Annotated in this window: 14 protein-coding genes, 1 other RNA gene and 1 pseudogene; 10 read left to right on the forward strand and 6 right to left on the reverse strand. The window is 74.5% G+C overall.

Going from position 1 to position 17,709, the window contains the following annotated elements; genetic code table 11:
* Positions 1-22 precede the first annotated feature (22 nt).
* On the forward strand, positions 23-964 hold the full coding sequence (locus QUY26_RS28505; protein WP_289951548.1) for a 3-oxoacyl-ACP reductase: 942 nt from the start codon (positions 23-25) through the stop codon (positions 962-964).
* Between the two features lie 466 nt (positions 965-1,430).
* Here the strand turns inward: QUY26_RS28505 and QUY26_RS28510 are convergent, their stop codons facing one another.
* Positions 1,431-2,783: a hypothetical protein gene (locus QUY26_RS28510; protein WP_289951550.1), complete on the reverse strand. Its 1,353-nt coding sequence runs from the start codon at positions 2,781-2,783 to the stop codon at positions 1,431-1,433.
* 616 nt (positions 2,784-3,399) lie between these two features.
* Between QUY26_RS28510 and QUY26_RS28515 the strand changes: the two genes are divergently transcribed.
* From QUY26_RS28515 to QUY26_RS28530, 4 genes are all read left to right on the forward strand, one after another.
* On the forward strand, positions 3,400-4,449 hold the full coding sequence (locus tag QUY26_RS28515; RefSeq protein WP_436840422.1) for an ABC transporter substrate-binding protein: 1,050 nt from the start codon (positions 3,400-3,402) through the stop codon (positions 4,447-4,449).
* A 91-nt stretch (positions 4,450-4,540) separates the two neighbouring features.
* The gene (locus QUY26_RS28520) at positions 4,541-5,434 is read left to right on the forward strand and encodes a Nif3-like dinuclear metal center hexameric protein (protein ID WP_289951553.1); all 894 of its coding nucleotides are present in this window, start codon (positions 4,541-4,543) and stop codon (positions 5,432-5,434) included.
* A complete protein-coding gene (locus QUY26_RS28525; protein WP_289956136.1) occupies positions 5,431-6,174 on the forward strand; it encodes a zinc ribbon domain-containing protein in 744 nt (247 codons plus the stop codon). The genes QUY26_RS28520 and QUY26_RS28525 overlap by 4 nt, the downstream gene beginning before the upstream one ends.
* Before the next feature lie 12 nt (positions 6,175-6,186).
* Entirely contained in the window at positions 6,187-7,629 is a 1,443-nt protein-coding gene (locus QUY26_RS28530) for a bifunctional RNase H/acid phosphatase (RefSeq protein WP_289951555.1), read from the forward strand.
* 155 nt (positions 7,630-7,784) lie between these two features.
* Here QUY26_RS28530 and eda read toward each other — a convergent pair whose 3' ends face one another.
* On the reverse strand, positions 7,785-8,420 hold the full coding sequence (gene eda / locus QUY26_RS28535; RefSeq protein ID WP_289951557.1) for a bifunctional 4-hydroxy-2-oxoglutarate aldolase/2-dehydro-3-deoxy-phosphogluconate aldolase: 636 nt from the start codon (positions 8,418-8,420) through the stop codon (positions 7,785-7,787).
* A gap of 430 nt (positions 8,421-8,850) precedes the next feature.
* Positions 8,851-9,651: a peroxide stress protein YaaA gene (gene yaaA / locus QUY26_RS28540; protein WP_289951560.1), complete on the reverse strand. Its 801-nt coding sequence runs from the start codon at positions 9,649-9,651 to the stop codon at positions 8,851-8,853.
* A 125-nt stretch (positions 9,652-9,776) separates the two neighbouring features.
* Here yaaA and QUY26_RS28545 point away from each other — a divergent pair, with 125 nt between their 5' ends.
* The gene (locus QUY26_RS28545) at positions 9,777-11,246 is read left to right on the forward strand and encodes an RNB domain-containing ribonuclease (protein ID WP_289951562.1); all 1,470 of its coding nucleotides are present in this window, start codon (positions 9,777-9,779) and stop codon (positions 11,244-11,246) included.
* Here QUY26_RS28545 and QUY26_RS28550 read toward each other — a convergent pair.
* Positions 11,233-11,928: a hypothetical protein gene (locus QUY26_RS28550; protein WP_354670713.1), complete on the reverse strand. Its 696-nt coding sequence runs from the start codon at positions 11,926-11,928 to the stop codon at positions 11,233-11,235. The genes QUY26_RS28545 and QUY26_RS28550 overlap by 14 nt on opposite strands.
* Positions 11,925-12,737: a MerR family transcriptional regulator gene (locus QUY26_RS28555; protein ID WP_289951564.1), complete on the reverse strand. Its 813-nt coding sequence runs from the start codon at positions 12,735-12,737 to the stop codon at positions 11,925-11,927. The genes QUY26_RS28550 and QUY26_RS28555 overlap by 4 nt, the downstream gene beginning before the upstream one ends.
* Before the next feature lie 193 nt (positions 12,738-12,930).
* On the opposite strand from QUY26_RS28555, the gene QUY26_RS28560 reads away from it, so the two are divergent.
* From QUY26_RS28560 to QUY26_RS28570, 4 genes and pseudogenes are all read left to right on the forward strand, one after another.
* Positions 12,931-13,842 (forward strand): helix-turn-helix domain-containing protein, encoded by a 912-nt coding sequence (locus QUY26_RS28560; protein ID WP_289951566.1) that lies wholly within the window; start codon positions 12,931-12,933, stop codon positions 13,840-13,842.
* A 74-nt stretch (positions 13,843-13,916) separates the two neighbouring features.
* Positions 13,917-14,747 (forward strand): annotated as a pseudogene (locus QUY26_RS40980) (DMT family transporter); the annotation flags it as partial.
* Between the two features lie 70 nt (positions 14,748-14,817).
* An RNA gene (rnpB, locus tag QUY26_RS28565) (RNase P RNA component class A) lies at positions 14,818-15,221 on the forward strand.
* 532 nt (positions 15,222-15,753) lie between these two features.
* On the forward strand, positions 15,754-16,497 hold the full coding sequence (locus tag QUY26_RS28570) for an SAVMC3_10250 family protein (protein WP_289951567.1): 744 nt from the start codon (positions 15,754-15,756) through the stop codon (positions 16,495-16,497).
* Between the two features lie 52 nt (positions 16,498-16,549).
* Here QUY26_RS28570 and QUY26_RS28575 read toward each other — a convergent pair whose 3' ends face one another.
* Complete coding sequence (locus QUY26_RS28575; RefSeq protein ID WP_289951569.1) at positions 16,550-17,434, reverse strand: glycosyltransferase family 2 protein; 885 nt, start codon at positions 17,432-17,434, stop codon at positions 16,550-16,552.
* Between the last annotated feature and the right edge of the window lie 275 nt (positions 17,435-17,709).

The raw sequence follows: 17,709 nt of genomic DNA on the forward strand, positions 1-17,709 counted from the left end.
GGTGAGAGGAGCACGTACCCGTATGTCACTGCCACTTGAAGGTCTCGCCGCCGTCGTCACCGGGGCGGGCCGCGGGCTCGGCCGGGCCGAGGCGCTGGAACTCGCCCGGCTCGGCGCGAGCGTCGTCGTCAACGACTTCGGGCAGCCGGGCCGCGACGGCTCCGGCGAGGCGTCGGCCGCGCCCGCCGAGGAGGTCGCGGCACAGATCCGGGAGTCCGGCGGGAAGGCCGTGGCCCACACCGGGGACGTCGCCGACCTGCAACAGGCACGCGCCCTCGTCGAGTCGGCCGTCGACACGTACGGCAAACTCGACATCCTGGTCAACAACGCGGGCATCCTGCGGGACCGGATGATCTTCTCCATGTCGGAGGACGAGTGGGACTCGGTGATCCGCGTCCACCTCAAGGGTCACTTCAACACCATCCGGTTCGCCTCCGCCCACTGGCGCGAGCGCTCCAAGGAGGCCGGTGGGCCCGTGTACGGGCGCATCGTCAACACCTCGTCCGAGGCGTTCCTCGCCGGGTCCGCCGGGCAGCCCAACTACGCGGCGGCCAAGGGCGGGATCGTGGGGCTCACGACCTCCACGGCCCTTGCTCTCGCCAAGTACGGCGTCACCACCAACGCCATCTGTCCGCGGGCGCGGACCCGGATGACCTCAGACGTCTTCGCCGGGTTCGCCGAGCCCGGGGAGGGGGAGCTGGATCCGTTGGCGCCGGAGCATGTCGCTCCGCTGGTGGGGTATCTGGCTTCGCCCGCTGCGCGGCGGGTCAACGGGCAGGTGCTCGTCGTCCACGGCGGGATGGTCGCCGTCGTCGAACGGCCGCGGGTCGCGGCGCAGTTCGACTCCGCCGGCGGGGTGTTCGGCTTCGCCGAGCTGGACGAGGCGCTCTCGCCGTACTTCGCCTCCCGGCCGGAGGGGGAGACGTTCGGGGCGGCGGAGGTGCTGGGGTTGCGGCGGGGGTGAGGTGGGGCCCTGCGGGGCTTTCCCCGATCCCGCCCCTTCCCGAAACCGGGGGCTGCCGCCCCCGGACCCCCGCTGATCGGCGCTTCGCGCCTCGTCCTCAATCGCCGGACGGGCCAGAACCAGCCAGCCCGTCCGGCGATTGAGGAGGGGGGTCTGGGGCGGAGCCCCCACGCGGCGGAGCCGCACATTGACGCAGCCGGGAAGGGGCGGGACCGGGGAGCCCCCGGCGAGGCCCCGCCTCAGCCCCTGCCCGCCTCCCGGCGATGCCGCCCCCGAGGCGCGGTCTCCTCATCGTGCTCGGCCACCGGCCCCCGATGCCGCCCGGCCCCGCCGACCTCCGCGCTCCCGGAGAGCGAGACCCCCTCCCGAGGATCCACAACGCCCTCCTGCCGCGGCTCGGCAGCCACCTTCTCGGTCTTCATCAAACTCACCCCGTAGCAAAGATCGTTCGTACAGCCGGGCGAGTCTAACCGCCCACCCCCCGCCCGCCGAGAGGCGCCTGCTGCAACGGCACGGGCCGAGCCGCCCGCACACCCCCGACCACCCCCGTGACCTGCTCGGACGCCTCACTGTCCGGCTGCGGGGCGGGCACCGGCGAGGGCACCTGGACCCGGGCCATGCCGCAGGGGACGGTCCCCGTGACGTAGGGCAACTCAAGGACCCCGTCACGGGTGCACCGTCCGGAGCCGGACAACCACCCCTCGGGCGCGGTGAGTTGGTGGACCCGCCGCTCGGAGGGGCGCCAACCGCACAGCCGGGGCGAGGAGTCGCCGGACCCGTCGTCCACCCGGAGGGCCACCGTGCAGCTCTCCGGCATGAGCACCTGCCCGGGCTGGATCGCGAACGGCGTCACCGCCCGGCCGGGCATCCGCAGGCATTCGGGGAAGCGCACGGGCCGGGTGCTGCCGAGGACGCCCCAGCCGAGGCGGGTCTCGCCGGGCGCGTCGGAGCGGATGAGGAGCAGCCCGCTGTCGGCGTCGGCGAGGAGCAGCCGGTCGTCGCTGTCGGCGGCGATCTGGAGCAGGGGGGTGACCTCGCCGCCCCGTTCCAGATCGACGGCCACCGTCTTGGTGGGGCCGTCCAGTTCGCGGTCGAGGGCCAGCATGCGGTTGGTGCGGTCGAGCCAGACGCCGCCGGTGCAGCGGCCGGGGATCTCGGCGAGGTGCTCGGGCCCGAAGGAGCCGCCGGCGACCATCCACACGGCGGTGGAGCGGGCCCCGACGGCGAGGGCGTAGGCGTAGGCGCCGCGCGGGGCGGGCGGCAGCAGCGTCAGGTCGGCGCCCTCGCACTCCACGCCGCCGAGCGCGACCTCGCCGGTGCTCGGCCCGGTGGGGTACAGCAGGGAGAAGAGGTGCCGCCCGGCCGCGCGCCGGTGGACGAGCACCCGCCCGTCGGCCATCGGCAGCACCCGCGTACCGGGTTCCTCGGGCTGGTGCGAGGGCAGCGGCACCGCGTACGGCTCGGCGGTGTCCAGCGTCCACCGCTCCGGGAACCAGCACCCGCCGCGATGTGCGAGCCGGGCCGCGTAGGCGCCGTCGGCGGTGATGGCGGGGGGTGGGGGGCTGAGGGCGGGTGCGGGCGCGGGGGTCCGGCCGGGGGTGGCTGGTGGGCCCGGGGCGGCAGGGGGAGCGGGGGCGCTTGCCGCACCGGAGGGTGCCGGGCCGCGCTTCGCCCGCCCGGCACCCTCGCTCCGCGACGGCGCCGACGCCTCGGAGCCAGGGGCGGGCTCTGCCGGTACCGGTGCTGATCCGGGGGCGGGGGCGGGGCCGGGGCCGGGGGGCTGGACGACGGGGCCGGGGGCCTGTGTTCGGACAGGCACCTGGACCGAGGTCAGCCCCGTCACGCAAGCCGGGCCCGAAGCCGGGGCCCACGCGGGCGCCGAGCCCGGGACCGGCGTCGGAGCCGGACCTGACGCGGGAGCCGGACCTGACGCCGGGCCCGGAATCGACGCCGGACCCGGACCCGGAATCGACGCCGGACCCGGACCCGACGTCGATGCGGGGCCCGGGGCAGGGCCCGGTGTCGGAGCCGGACCCGGACCCGCCACCGGAGCGGACGCCGCCTCCGCCCCGGCCGTGCGCTCTGGTCGGATTCCGGCCGCGCCCCCGCTCCCCGGCAGGGCGGACGGCATGGGTGAGGGCTCGGCCACAGGGGCTGTCATCTGGGGTCACCTCCGTCCGCGACGCTAGTTTTCGCACGCTCTGGCGTGGCAGACGAGCCCCCCGGCTTCACGCGTACGTGTGGCGAAGTGACGATTCGCCTGAGAGGGAGGGGGCGACTGTGCTGGCTGGAAAACGGCGCTTATGGTTAGGCGAACCTAAGTTCTCCCGGACGGGATCCGTGTGCGGACCCACGCCCGGATCCGAGCCGGAGCCCGGTGCCGCTCGCCCCTCCCGGGGACGGACGGCACCCCCCGTACAGCCCCTGGAGCACCGATGTCCCCACGCCACCTGCCTCACCGCCCCCACAGAGGAGCTGCCGCCGTCGCGCTCGCCGTCGTCGGTGCGCTCGCCCTGTCCGCCTGCGGGTCGGGCGACGACGGCTCCGGCAAGTCCGACCGTGGCTCCGGCAGCAAGGCCGTCGCGCAGGGCGGCGACGACTTCGCCAAGGCGGCCGAGAAGACGGCGAAGATGGGCACGGGCGCCAAGCCGGGCCAGTTCCCGCGCACCATCGAGCACGCGCTGGGCAAGACGGAGCTGAAGCGGGCGCCGAAGCGGGTCGTGGTCCTGGACGTCGGCGAGCTGGACAACGTCGTGTCCCTCGGTGTGAAGCCCGTCGGCTACGCCCCCACCGAGGGCGACGACGGCATCCCCTCGTACCTGAAGAAGGACGCGGGCAGCCCGAAGAACGTCGGCACGATCAACGCGCTCAACCTGGAGGCGATCGCGAACCTCAAGCCCGACCTGATCCTCGGCAGCGAGCTGCGCGCCGCCAAGCTCTACCCGCAGCTCGCCAAGATCGCCCCGACCGTCTTCTCCGTGCGCCCCGGCTTCACCTGGAAGGAGAACTACCTCCTCAACGCCGCCGCGCTCGACAGGACCGCCGCCGCCGAGGCCAAGCTGGGCGCGTACGAGAAGAAGGCCAAGGCCCTGGACAAGGACCTCGGCGCCGACAAGCCCACCGTCACGATGCTGCGCTACATGCCCGACCGCATCCGGCTCTACGCCAAGGCGTCGTTCGTCGGCACCATCCTCCAGGACGCCGGCCTGCCGCGGCCCAAGAACCAGCAGGTCAACGACCTCGCCGTGGAGATCAGCCCGGAGAAGATCGACGAGGCCGACGCCGACTGGATCTTCACCGGCGTCTACGGCGACGCCAAGAAGACCGGCCGCTCCGGCGCCGAGAAGAACCCGCTGTGGAAGAAGCTCGACGCGGTCGGGAACGGCCGGGCCAAGGACGTCCCTGACGAGACCTGGTACCTGGGCCTCGGTGTGACGGCGGCGGACAAGGTCCTCGACGACCTCCGCGGCCACCTCGTCAAGTAGCCCGACGAAACGTACGTAGCCCCTTGTCACGGCACTTCAGCTGTACGTGACCCATGGCCTGCGGGGCGCGGCGGGAAGGTAGCCTTTCCCCGTGCCCCGTCTGTCTGAAGTCATCGCCGCTCTCGACGCCCTGTGGCCCGCGGAGCGGGCCGAGCAGTGGGACGCCGTCGGCACCGTGTGCGGTGATCCCGAGGCCGAGGTCTCGCGGGTCCTGTTCGCCGTCGACCCCGTCCGGGAGATCGCCGACGAGGCGGTACGCCTCGGCGCGGACCTGCTGGTCACGCACCACCCGCTGTACCTGCGGGGTACGACGACGGTCGCGGCCTCGACGTTCAAGGGCCGCGTCGTGCACGACCTGATCAAGCACGACGTCGCCCTGCACGTCGCCCACACGAACGCCGACTCCGCCGACCCGGGGGTGAGCGACGCCCTCGCGGGCGCCCTCGGCCTGCGCGTCGTGGGGCCGCTCGTGCCGGACCCGTCGGACGCCGCCGGACGCCGCGGCCTCGGCCGGGTCTGCGAGCTCGAACACCCGCTGCCGCTCGCCGAGTTCGCCGAGCTGGCCGCCGCCCGCCTGCCCGCCACCGCGCAGGGCGTCCGAGTCGCGGGGGACCCCGGGCAGACCGTCCGCAGGGTCGCTGTCAGCGGCGGCTCCGGCGACAGCCTCTTCGACGCCGTGCGGGCCGCGGGCGTGGACGCCTTCCTCACCGCCGACCTGCGCCACCACCCGGTGTCGGAGGCCCGCGCACAGGCGCCGCTCGCGCTGCTCGACGCCGCGCACTGGGCCACCGAGTGGCCGTGGTGCGAGCTGGCCGCGGCGCAGCTCGACGAGATCTCCGACCGGCACGGCTGGGGACTGCGCGTCCACGTGTCGAAGACCGTCACCGACCCCTGGACCGCCCACGCGGCGTCGTCCACCACCACCCTCGCAGCGAGCGCTACGCGCGCGCCTTCCGACCCCGATCCCCTTGGAGCCCCCAACTGAACGCCGCGCCCGCCGACCAGATCCGCCTTCTCGACCTCCAGGACCTGGACGTACGCCTCGCGCAGCTCGCGCACAAGCGCGCCTCGCTGCCCGAGCACGCCGAGATCGAGTCCCTGACGAAGGACCTCACGCAACTGCGCGACCTGCTCGTCGCCGCGACGACGGAGGAGAGCGACTGCGCCCGCGAGCAGACCAAGGCCGAGCAGGACGTGGACCAGGTGCGCCAGCGCGCCGCCCGCGACCAGAAGCGCCTGGACTCCGGTGCGATCAGCTCCCCGAAGGACCTGGAGAACCTCCAGAAGGAGATCGCCTCCCTCGCCAAGCGCCAGGGTGACCTGGAGGACGTCGTCCTGGAGGTCATGGAGCGCCGTGAGTCCGCGCAGGAGCGCGTGAGCGAGCTGACCGAGCGCGTCGGCTCGATCCAGTCGAAGATCGACGACGCGACGGGCCGCCGGGACGCCGCCACCGGCGAGTTCGACCGCGAGGCCGCGAACGTCACCAAGGAGCGCGAGGTCGTCGCCGGGTCCGTCCCCGCCGACCTGCTCGCCCTCTACGACAAGGTGCGCGCGAAGCAGGGCGGCATCGGCGCCGCCAAGCTCCACCAGCGGCGTTGCGAGGGCTGCCGCCTGGAGCTCGACATCACCGAGGTGAACGACATCAAGGCGGCGTCGCCCGACAAGGTCGTGCGCTGCGAGAACTGCAGCCGCATCCTGGTGCGCACCGCCGAGTCCGGCCTGTAAGGGGCGGGCGCGGTGCGGGAGTTCATCGTCGAGGCCGACGGCGGCTCCCGGGGCAACCCGGGACCCGCGGGCTACGGCGCGGTCGTCATCGACGCGGAGTCCGGGGAGACCCTGGCCGAGGCCGCGGAGTACATCGGCGTCGCGACGAACAACGTCGCCGAGTACAAGGGCCTGGTCGCCGGCCTCAAGGCGGCCCACGCGCTCGACCCGGAGGCGAGCGTGCACGTGCGCATGGACTCCAAGCTTGTCGTCGAGCAGATGTCGGGCCGCTGGAAGATCAAGCACCCCGACATGAAGCCCCTCGCCGCCGAGGCCGCGCGGGTGCTCCCCGGGGACCGGGTGACGTACGAGTGGATCCCGCGCGAGAAGAACAAGCACGCCGACCGGCTCGCCAACGAGGCCATGGACGCGGGCAAGCGCGGCGAGCAGTGGTCGCCGTCGGCGTCGACGGCCGAGCTCGACCGGCCCGCGCGCACGGCCGGCGCCACCGCGCCCGCCGGGCCGCCCGGGGACGCGGCCGCGGGCGCGGCGAAGGCGCGGGCCGCGCTGGCGGGAGCCTCCGCCGGGCGCGGTACGGGGGCCGGGGGCGGCGGCGAGGCCGGGTTCACGGCGAGTGCGCTCGGTGCCTCGGCCACGGTGGCCCGGGGCGGCGGTGCGGACGTGACCGAGACGGCCGGGGCGGCCGAGGTGGCCGACGTGCGGGCCGCCCGGTCCGTGGCCGCCGGTGGCGGTGACGGTGCCGCACTCGGGAGTACGACGGGTGGGGGCGCCGTCGCGGCGGACGCACCCGGTACGGCGGTTCCGCCCGTCGGCTGGGCCGCGCCCGCCGACCTGGGCGCCCCCGCCACCTTCGTCCTGCTGCGGCACGGCGAGACCCCGCTGACGCCCCAGAAGCGCTTCTCCGGCAGCGGCGGGAGCAACCCCTCCCTCTCCGACGTCGGCCGGGAGCAGGCCGTCCGCGTCGCCGCCGCGCTCGCCGCGCGCGGCACCGTCCAGGCCGTCGTCTCCTCACCGCTCCTGCGCTGCCAGGAGACCGCCCGTACCGTCGCCGCCCGGCTCGGCCTCGACGTGCACCTCGAAGAAGGCCTGCGCGAGACGGACTTCGGGGACTGGGAGGGGCTGACCTTCGCGGAGGTGCGCGAGCGGCAGCCCGACGAGCTGACCGCGTGGCTGGCATCGCCGGACGTCGCGCCGCCGGGCGGCGAGTCGTTCGCCGAGGTCACGACCCGCGTCGAGGCCGCCCGCGAGCGCCTCCTCGCCGCGTACGCGGGCCGCACCGTGCTGCTCGTCACGCACGTCACGCCCATCAAGACCCTCGTCCGGCTCGCCCTCGGCGCGCCGCCCGAGTCCCTGTTCCGGATGGAACTGTCGGCGGCCTCGCTGTCGGCGGTGGCGTACTACGGCGACGGCAACGCGAGCCTGCGGCTGCTGAACGACACGGGGCATCTGCGCTGAGGCAGGCGGTGGGGCGGGACGGCTGCGCGCGCTCGCGCGGCCGGGCCGACCCCGTCCGCTCCGGGCCGCCCCCGTCCGCTCCGGAGCCGCGCCCCGTCCGCTGTTGTATGCGTCCGAGCCGTGCCCGGTCCGCCGCCGCGCGCTCGTACGCGGCCTCAGCGCAGGGCCGCCGCCTCGCGGGCCAGGGACTCCACCCGTGTCCAGTCCTTCGCCGCCACCGCGTCCGCCGGGAGCATCCAACTGCCGCCCACGCAGCCCACGTTCCGCAACGCCAGGTAGGCCGGGGCGGACGCCGCAGTGATGCCGCCCGTCGGGCAGAAGCGGGCCTGGGGGAGCGGGCCCCCGAGGGACTTCAGATACGGCGTCCCGCCCGCCGCCTCCGCCGGGAAGAACTTCATCTCCTCGACGCCGCGCTCAAGGAGCGCCACGACCTCCGACGTCGTCGAGACGCCCGGCAGGAACGGCAGCCCCGACGCCGCCATCGCGTCGAGCAGCGTCGGCGTCCAGCCCGGGCTCACCAGGAAACGGGCGCCCGCGTCGGCCGCGGCCGTGACGTTCGCCGCCGAGACGATCGTCCCCGCGCCGACCACCGCGTCCGGGACGCCGGCCGCGATGGCCCGGATCGCGTCCAGGGCGACGGGCGTCCGCAGGGTCACCTCGATCGCCGGGAGGCCGCCCGCGACCAGGGCTCGCGCCAGGGGAAGCGCGTCCGCGGGGTCGTCGATGACGACTACGGGGATGACCGGGGCGAGGTCCAGCACGGAGGCCTTGGCGGCGGCAGCGGGGTTCATGAGGTCATCGTGCCCCCGGGTACGCGCCCTGCGCAAAGCCCGTTGCGCACGCCGCAACGCGCCCCGGGGTCGCCCCCGCAATCGGCGCTCCGCGCCTCGTCCTCAAACGCCGGACGGGCTCTCTCCCACCCACCAGCCCCCGCAATCACCTCGACCGGGGCCGTCCGCACTGCCTGCCCGGAACACCTTCAGTCCGCGACGCCGCATCCGACTCGGCCCGCAGCACCCCAGCCCGCCCCGGGGCACTTCCAGCCTGCCCCGGGGCCACCTTTCCAGCTCCGGTGATCGAGGACGAGGCGCGGAGCGCCGATTCGAGGGAGGACCCTCCCACTCGCCACGGGACACCCACCCCCGGGGCCCGGGGCGAAGCCCCGGTTTCGGGAAAGGGGTGGGACTGGGGCGCCCCCGGCAGGGCAACCGGCCCGCACCCTCAATGAATCTCCCGCACCACCACATCCAGCCCCCAGGCCCGCCCCGCCCGCGAGGGCGCCTCCGCCTCCACGACGTACCCGAGGTCCCGCAGCGCGACGACGAGCTCGGCGGGGGAGCCGGGAGAGATCCCCGCGGCGAGCAGAGCCCGCACGATCCTCCCCTTCGTGGCCTTGTTGAAGTGGGAGACGACGGACCGCCGCTCCACCCCGTCGACGACCTGCGCGTGCAGCACGCGCACCGTGGCGGTGCGCCCGGCCACCTCCCCCTTGGGCTTCCACGCGGAGGCGTACGCGGCGGACCGCAGGTCGAGGACGAGCCCGTCCCCCGCGGCGGCGGGCAGCACGTCCGCCATGGGCCCGCGCCAGTACGCGCCGAGCGCCCCGAGCCCGGGCAGCTTGACGCCCATGGAGCAGCGGTAGGAAGGGATCCGGTCGGTGACGCCGACGGCCCCCCAGAGGCCGGAGAAGACGAGGAGGGAGCGCGCGGCACGCCGCTTGGCGGCGGCGTCGAGGGAGGCGAGGTCGAGGGCGTCGTAGAGGACGCCGGTGTAGATCTCCCCGGCGGGCCGCGCCCCGGCGGTCCGCAGCTCGGCGTTCTTGGCGACCTCCCCGCGAAGCCCCTCACTGAGCCCGAGCACGGCCCGCGCCTTGTCCTCGTCGGCCGCGCACAGCTCGACGAGCTCGTCGAGGACGGCGGCGCGCGCGTCGGCGAGCCCGGGCAGGGACAGCGACTCCGGCTTCAGCGGCGCCCCCCGTCCGGACGGGGCCTTGCCTTCGGACGGCGGCAACAGGACGAGCACGATCGCTTCTCCGTTTTCGTTTCGGCCGGGTACGGGTCGTCGCCGGCCGGGGTGCGTTCAGGGGGTGCGGCCCCCGCGAAAGCGTACGGGGTGCCGACCCCCCGCCCCCGCCATACGCTCGGTGCATGCCCCGCCGCCACCTGCATGTGACCGGCGCAGCCGAGGCTCCGCTGCGGGCCGCGCTGCGCGACCTGCGCGCCGAGCTCGGCGTACCGGAGACGTTCCCGGCCGACGTGCTCGCGGAGGCCGAGCGCGCCGCGGCGGCCCCCCGCCTCCCGGACGAGGACGCGACCGGCGTCCCCTTCTTCACCGTCGACCCGCCGACGTCCGTGGACCTGGACCAGGCGATGCACCTGTCGCGGCGGCGGAGCGGCGGCTACCGGGTGCGGTACGCGATCGCGGACGTGGCCGCCTACGTCACCCCCGGCGGACCGCTGGACGCACAGGCGCACCACCGCGTCACCACCCTCTACTTCCCCGACGGGAAGGTCCCCCTGCACCCCACCCCGCTCAGCGAGGGCGCGGCCAGCCTGCTCCCCGACCAGACCTGCCCGGCCGTCCTGTGGACCCTCGACCTGGACGCGGGCGGCCGCACCGAACGGACCGACGTACGCCGCGCCCTGGTCCGCAGCCGCGCCAAACTCGACTACGAGGGCGTGCAGCGCGCCATCGACGCGGGCACCGCCGAGGAGCCGCTCGCGCTGCTCGCCGAGGTGGGACGGCTGCGCGAGCAACTGGAGGTCGAGCGCGGCGGCATCTCCCTGAACGTGCCCGAGCAGGAGATCACCGAGAAGGACGGCACGTACGAACTCGGCTTCCGCGCCCCGCTGCCCGCCGACGGCTGGAACGCCCAGATCTCCCTGCTCACCGGCATGGCCGCCGCCGACCTCATGATCGCCTCCGGCGCCGGCGTGCTGCGCACCCTGCCGCTCGCCCCCGACGGCGCCGTCGCCCGCCTGCGCCACACCGCGAAGGCCCTCGGCGTCGACTGGCCGCACCACGTCCCGTACGCCCGCCTCGTCCGCTCCCTCGACCCGCGCGACCCGCGTCACGCGGCGTTCCTGCAGGAGTGCACGACGCTGCTCCGCGGCGCCGGGTACACGGTGTTCAGCGGCGGCGAGGTGCCGGAGCTGACGACGCACGCGGCGGTGGCCGCCCCGTACGCGCACTGCACCGCACCCCTGCGCCGCCTCGTCGACCGCTACGCCGCCGAGCTCTGCCTCGCCGCGTGCGCGGGCGCCGGGCCGCCGGACTGGGTGCTCGCCGCCCTGCCCGAGCTGCCCCGGGAGATGGCCGAGGGCACGCGGCGCGCCAACTCCGTGGAGCGCGGCAGCGTGGACATCGTCGAGGCGGCCCTCCTGAAGGACCGGGTGGGCGAGGTGTTCGACGGGGTGGTGGTCGACGTGAAGGAGCGTGAACCGACCGTGGGGACCGTGCAGTTGGCGGAGCCCGCGGTCGTCGCCCGGATCGAGGCCGGGCCGGGCGGGGCGGGTGGCGCTGACGGGCAGCGCGGGCTGCCGCTGGGGGAGCGGCTGCGGGTGCGGCTCACACAGGCCGATCCGGGGCGGGCGGCGGTGCTGTTCACTCCGGCGTGAGGGGGTGCGGCGCGGTGTCGTCCGTGGCCGTGCGGGGGCCCGGGGCGGCGCCTGACGTGCGGGGGTCCGGTGCGGTGTCCGCGGCGGCGGGCCGCGTGAGCGCGTCGACCAGGGCGCGCGGGTCGTCGGCGTGCAGCCGCACTACGCGGGCCTCGCCGGGCAGCCCCAGCGGTCGTACGAAGGCGACGGGCCTGGCGAGTTCGACGGTGACGGTGGTCTGGTTGCCGACGGCGACGTCGAGGGTGCCGTCCTCGTGCGCCTGGACGGTGCGCCCCTCGGGGTAGCGCCGCTCCACCCGTACCCGCGCGATGTCGGCCGCCGCGATCCGCAGATCGAGGAACTGCCCGTACCGCACCCGCAACGACCCGTCCGCGCCCACCACATGAGGCCGCGTCACGGACGCCGCGTGCAGCGCGAGGATCTGCAGGACCGTGTAGACGTCCACGAACAGCAGCGCCGAGTGCACGAGCGGCCACGGCACGATGAGCGCCAGGACGACGGTCTCCACCACCGCCACGAACGCGAAGCCGAAGAGCATCGCGGTCTGCGGCCCGGTGTACGCGGCCGGGCGCGCCCCCGCCCCGAGCCCGTGCCGCCGCCGCGCCACCCACAGGGCGAGGCTGTGGAACCCCCGCAGCTCGTGCACGGTGAGCCGCCGCACGACCCGGACCAGGCGCTTCACGGCGTCCACCCCGTCCGGTCGCCGAGGTGCCTCAGCATGACGCGCACGGCGGCGGCCTGGGCGGGCGCGAAGTCGTCGAGGAAGGCCTCCCCGAAGGCGTCGCCGTGCGCGGGCCGCCCCGCGCCCTCCCCGCCTTCCGGGCCCTCGCCCTCCCGGGTGAGGGCGGCGAGGAAGTCCTCCGGGACGACGGCCGCGAGATCCCGGCCGAGCGGCTCGACCCGGGGGTCGTCCGGCGGGGCGTCGGCGAGTTCGTCGAGGCGGGCGTACAACGCGCGCATGCGGGCGGCGAGTTCGGTGTCGTCGGCGAGCCGGCGCAGGGCGCCGTAGACGACGTCACGGCGGGCCGGGTCGAGGGTGGCGTCGAAGAGGGCCAGGTGTTCGAGGTCCTTGGCGGCGGTGGGCGACCCGGCAGCGGCGGGCCCGAACCGCCCGAACAGCTCCGCGAGCCCCGCCGAGACCGGCCCTTCCCCGGTCAGGAGCCCCTCGTCGGCCAGCCGCAGCAACTCGGCGAGCCGGGCCCGCCGCGCCTTGATGTCCGCCTCCTGCCTGGCCAGGTCGTCGTCCAGCTCGGCGAGCACCTCGGTGAGCTCGCGCCCCGCGTCGTCCGCGAGCACGTCCCGCACCTCGTCGAGGCCGAGCCCCAGCTCGGTGAGCCGTTTGACGCGGGCGAGCACGATGGCCTCGCGGAGCCCGTAGTCCCGGTAGCCGTTGGGCCGCCGCGCGGGCTCGGGCAGCAGCCCGAGGTGGTGGTAGTGCCTGATGGCGCGCGTCGTGAGCCCGACGGCGGCGGCGATCTCTCCGATGCGCATGCCCTCAGTAGAAACGTTGACGCTGCGGCAAGGTCAAGCGGACACGGGTGGGGGCACCGGCACGGGTGAGGTGAGCGGACCCGGCGGGCGGACCCGGCGCGCGGGGGCATGAAACGCGGGCGGGCGAGCGTTCAACGAGAGCGAGACGAACTGCCGTGGGCGCGTACCCAGGCCAGGCACGGAAGAGGGGCCCATGGAGGAGAACCGCACCGACCCGCCGCACGGCACCTCGCCCGGCGAGCGCGCCCTGTGGACCCGGGCCGCCCTGGGCGGCGGCACCGCCCTCGACCTCCTGACCGCCCGCTTCGACCGCCACCGCTACGCGCCCCACGCCCACGAGGAGTTCACCGTGGGCGTCTGCGTCGGCGGCACCGAGATCATCGACTACCGGGGCGGCCGCCTCGACATAGGCCCCGGCTCCATCGTCGTCCTGGCCCCCGGCGAACCGCACACCGGCCGCCCCGGCACCGGCGGCGGCTACGCGTACCGCTCGATGTACCCCTCCCCGGACCTGTTCGCCGACGGCGCCCGCACCACGCCGCACTTCCGCGACGCGGTCCTCGACGACCCCCGGCTCGCGGCGGCGCTGCGGGCCGCCCACACCGGCCTGAGCGCGGCCGCCCGGACCCCGGGCCCGCGGGACCGGCTCGCCACGCTCACCGCCGAGAGCCGCCTGACCGGCCTGTTCACCGCCCTGGCCGACCGCTACGGCAGCACACGCCCCGCGCCCGACCCGGCCGCCCCCGTCCCCGGCGCGACCACCATCGCCCTCGCCGTCCGCGACCGCCTCGCCGACGAGGTCCTCACGCCCCCCACCCTCGCCCAACTCGCCGCGGAACTGGACCTGTCCCGCTACCAACTGCTCCGCGCCTTCCGTACGACGATGGGGATGCCCCCGTACGCCTGGCTGGCGCAGCACCGCGTCACCCGGGCCCGCGCGCTCCTGGAGAGCGGACTGCGCCCGGCGGCGGTGGCGGGCCGGGTGGGCTTCGCCGACCAGGCGCATCTGACGCGCTGGTTCCGGCGGGTGGTCGGGGTGACGCCGGCGGCGTACCGGAAGAGCGTGCGGGCGGGGGAGCGTGCGGGTGAGGCCGCCCGGGAGTAGTCGAGGCCGGGATCGAGGCCGGGGCCGCAACAACGTTCAAGACACGGCCCTCCCCCCTGTCCGAAACTCCCCCCATGACCGCACGAGGCTGGCTTCTCTTCTCTCTCATGGGCGTCCTGTGGGGCATCCCGTACCTCATGATCAAAGTGGCGGTGGACAGCGATCTGACACCGTCGATGGTGGTGTTCACGCGCTGTGCGCTGGGCGCCGCGCTCCTGCTCCCCTTCGCAATACGCCAGGGCGGCATGCCCGCCGTGCTGCGCACGCACTGGCGTCCGATGCTGGTCTTCGCCTGCGTGGAGATCCTCGGCCCGTGGTGGACCCTGACGGACGCGGAACGCCACCTCTCCAGCTCCACGGCGGGCCTCCTCATCGCCGCGGTCCCGATCATCGGGGCGCTCCTGGCCCGCTTCTTCGGCGACACGGAACGCCTGGGCCCGCGCCGGGTGACGGGTCTGGCGCTCGGCTTCGCCGGGGTCGCGGTGCTCACGGTCCCGCACCTGACGGGAGGCGACGCCTGGTCCCTGACGGAGGTCCTGCTCACGGCCCTCGGCTACGCCATCGCCCCCTTGATCGTGGCCCGCCACCTCAAGGACGTACCGACCCTGCAACTCATCGCGCCCTGCCTGACCCTGGCCGCCCTGGTCTACGCCCCCGCGGCCGCGGTGACCTGGCCCGACACCCTCCCGGACGGAAAGACCCTGGCGGCACTCGCGGGCCTGGGCGTCATCTGCACGGCCCTCGCCTTCATCGTCTTCCTCGAACTGATCCGCGAGGCGGGCCCGACGCGGGCGGTGGTCTTCACCTACATCAACCCCGCCGTCGCCGCCGCCGCGGGCTTCGCCTTCCTCTCCGAATCCCTCACCGCGACCTTCGCCGCCGCCTTCACCCTGATCCTCGCCGGCTCCTTCCTGGCCACGGCCGCCACCGGCGCCCGGCCCGCGCCCCGACGGGTACCATGGTCGACACGGCAGACGAGCCGGGCGGACGGCCGCGTGGAGGTCCTGGTGGACCTTCCCGAGGAACGTCCGGGCTCCACAGGGCAAGGTGGTGGCTAACGGCCACCCGGGGTGACCCGCGGGACAGTGCCACAGAGAACAGACCGCCGGGGACCTCGGTCCTCGGTAAGGGTGAAACGGTGGTGTAAGAGACCACCAGCGCCTGAGGTGACTCAGGCGGCTAGGTAAACCCCACCTGGAGCAAGGTCAAAAGGAGCGCCGTGAAACGCGCTCTGCGCGGACGACCGAGGGCTGCCCGCCCGAGTCCGCGGGTAGACCGCACGAGGCCTGCGGCAACGCAGGCCCTAGATGGATGGCCGTCTCCCCGGCCGCCGCGAGGCGACCGGGCGACAGAACCCGGCGTACAGCCCGACTCGTCTGCCGGTCGGCTGAGGAAAGGGCCCCTGCCCAGGCGTTTCGCCCGGGCGGGGGCCCTTCTCGTCGCACCGCCACCCAGCCCGGGCGGAGTCTCCGGCTTCTTCGTGGGGGGGGGGGAGGCTTTGGGAGGAGGGTGACCGGAGTCTGCGGCGGCTGTCCGACGGTCACAGTCGCATTCCGGCCGCTGCCCGGAATTCGGGGTGCTGGGGCCTGTGACCTGTTGGGACAGAGAAGTTCCGGGACGTGGATGTCCGGGGGTGAGGCCTTCGGTCAACTGCGCAGTCGGCCGACCGCGACGGCTCCGAACCGGCCTGACGCATCCGTTCTGTCTCGGCGGGCCCTGATGTCTGTCTCGGCAGGCGCTGATGCGGTCAGGTGCTGACCTGGTCAGGCGTTGATGCGGTTCTCGGTCACTTGTTCCCGATTCGACTTTCCGGTCCGTCTCGGGGGACGGGCGTGCCCACAATGGCGTTCACCGGCAGGAGGTGCCGCCGTGTGGAGTCGTCGTGGAGCCAGCTCACCCCCGAGGAGCGTCGTGCGCGAGCTTGTCTATCTGTCCGACCGGAAGTTGCGGCAGTTCATGCCGGACAGGCCCCGGCGCCTGGTCCGTGGCGGGTGGCAGGTGACCACTCCGGTGGGCGGTGTGGGGCTCGATCCGGAGGTGCCGGACGCCGAGCGGGAGCGTGGGGAGCGGCTGCGGCGGATCGTGCGGCATGTGTCGGCCGCCGCGGGGTGGTTCGCGGAACCGGGGCTCAGGGCCGGGAGCTGGGTGCAGTTCGAGGCGCCGCTGAACTTCCGCGCGCTGCGGGGTGCGGCGCCGGGGATGGTGCTGTTCGTCGATCCGCCGCGGGGCGTGGAGGGGTACGAGACCGGGGGCGCCGTGCGGCTGCTCCTGCACGGGTCCGTGGAGCATCTGGCGGGCGGCCGCGTGCCGGTCGTCGCCGAGCCGCCCGCCCTGTCGGAGACGGTGCACCACGCGGGCGGGTGGGACTGCAGCGGTGGCGACTGGGTCGAACTCCTCACGACCCAGGCTTCGGTGCTCCTCGGCTCCCTCACCAGTCAGCCCGACGCCACCAGTGAGGACGAAGCCCAGGAGCCCGTCAGCCCGGTGACCCTCCTCGAAGGCACCCGGCAGCTCCTGGCCGCCCTCGACCGGCAGCTGCCCGTGGAGACGGCCGCGTGGATGCGGGGGTACGCCCGTGTCACCGCGGCCCTCGAGTGCGGCGACGTGCGGTACGTCGTCGCGACTCCGTTGTACGTGGAGTACGTCGCCGAGTAGCGCAGGTGGGTACGTCGTCCGGCGTCGGGCCGACGCCGCACACCCGTCCGCCTCAGATCAGCGGCGGGCGCCCCAGCCGCGTCATCCGCCACACCGTCGCCCACCGCATCGGCTTCCGTTCGCCCCCGGACGTGCGGCAGCCCTCGACGAAGCCGCCCGCCCAGGCCTTCAGGCCGCCGAGGGAGCGGGTGCGGGCCACGGTCAGGAGCGTCCAGACGGTCAGGTAGAGGGGGATGAGGGGGAGGGGCAGGCGGCGGCGGGCGAGCCAGACGCGGTTGCGGGCCGTCATGCGGTGGTAGACGGCGTGCCGGGCGGGGGACGTCTTCGGGTGCTGGAGCAGCAGCGAGGGTTCGTACAGGACCTTCCAGTCCGCGTCGAGCGCGCGCCAGGCCAGGTCCGTCTCCTCGTGTGTGAAGAAGAAGTCCGCGGGCCAGTCGCCGGTCTCCGCCAGCATCTCCATCGAGAAGGCGTGCGCGCCGCCGAGGAAGGACGTGACGAGGCCGCCGCGCATCGGGTCCTTGGCGCGCAGCCGCGGTACGTGGCGGCGCTGCGTCTCGCCGTGCTCGTCGGCGATGCGGAAGCCGACGATGCCGAGCCGCGGGTCCTCGGCGAACAGGCGCTGGACCGTGCGGAAGACGTCCGGGTCGACGAGCAGGCCGTCGTCGTCCAGCTCGATCGCCACGTCCACGTCGCCGAACTCGCGCAGGCGGCGCAGGGCGACGTTGCGGCCGCCGGGGCAGCCCAGGTTCTCGTCGAGCTCGATCGTCGTGACCTCGCCGGGGTAGGCGGGGAAGTCCGGCAGCGGGGTGCCGTTGCCGACGATGACCAGGCGGGTCGGCGCGACGTCCTGCTTGGCCACGGCCGCGAGCAGGGCGTCGACGTCCTTCGGGCGGTTGCCCATGGTCACGATGGCCACACCCAGGCGCGGTTCGGACAAGGCGGGCCTCCAGGGCGGGTCGGGCCGGGGCGCGCGGGTCGGTCCCGGGGCCGGCGCACGAGTGGTGCGGCGGCGCGGTCATATGGTCTGACGTTCGCGATGGTAGCCGTTCACTGATGCGTTTCATCCGGGACGTGGCTCGTTCATGTCAGGGGATGTGGCGGGGTTCACCCCGGCGGCGTCGCGGGCATGGCCAGAATTGGCCGTGACATGTCAAAAATCATGAGGATGTGTCTTGTTCTCTCAAGGGTCCTGTGCCTCAATGACCCCAACCC

The sequence above is a fragment of the Streptomyces flavofungini genome (assembly GCF_030388665.1).
GTDB lineage: Bacteria > Actinomycetota > Actinomycetes > Streptomycetales > Streptomycetaceae > Streptomyces > Streptomyces flavofungini_A.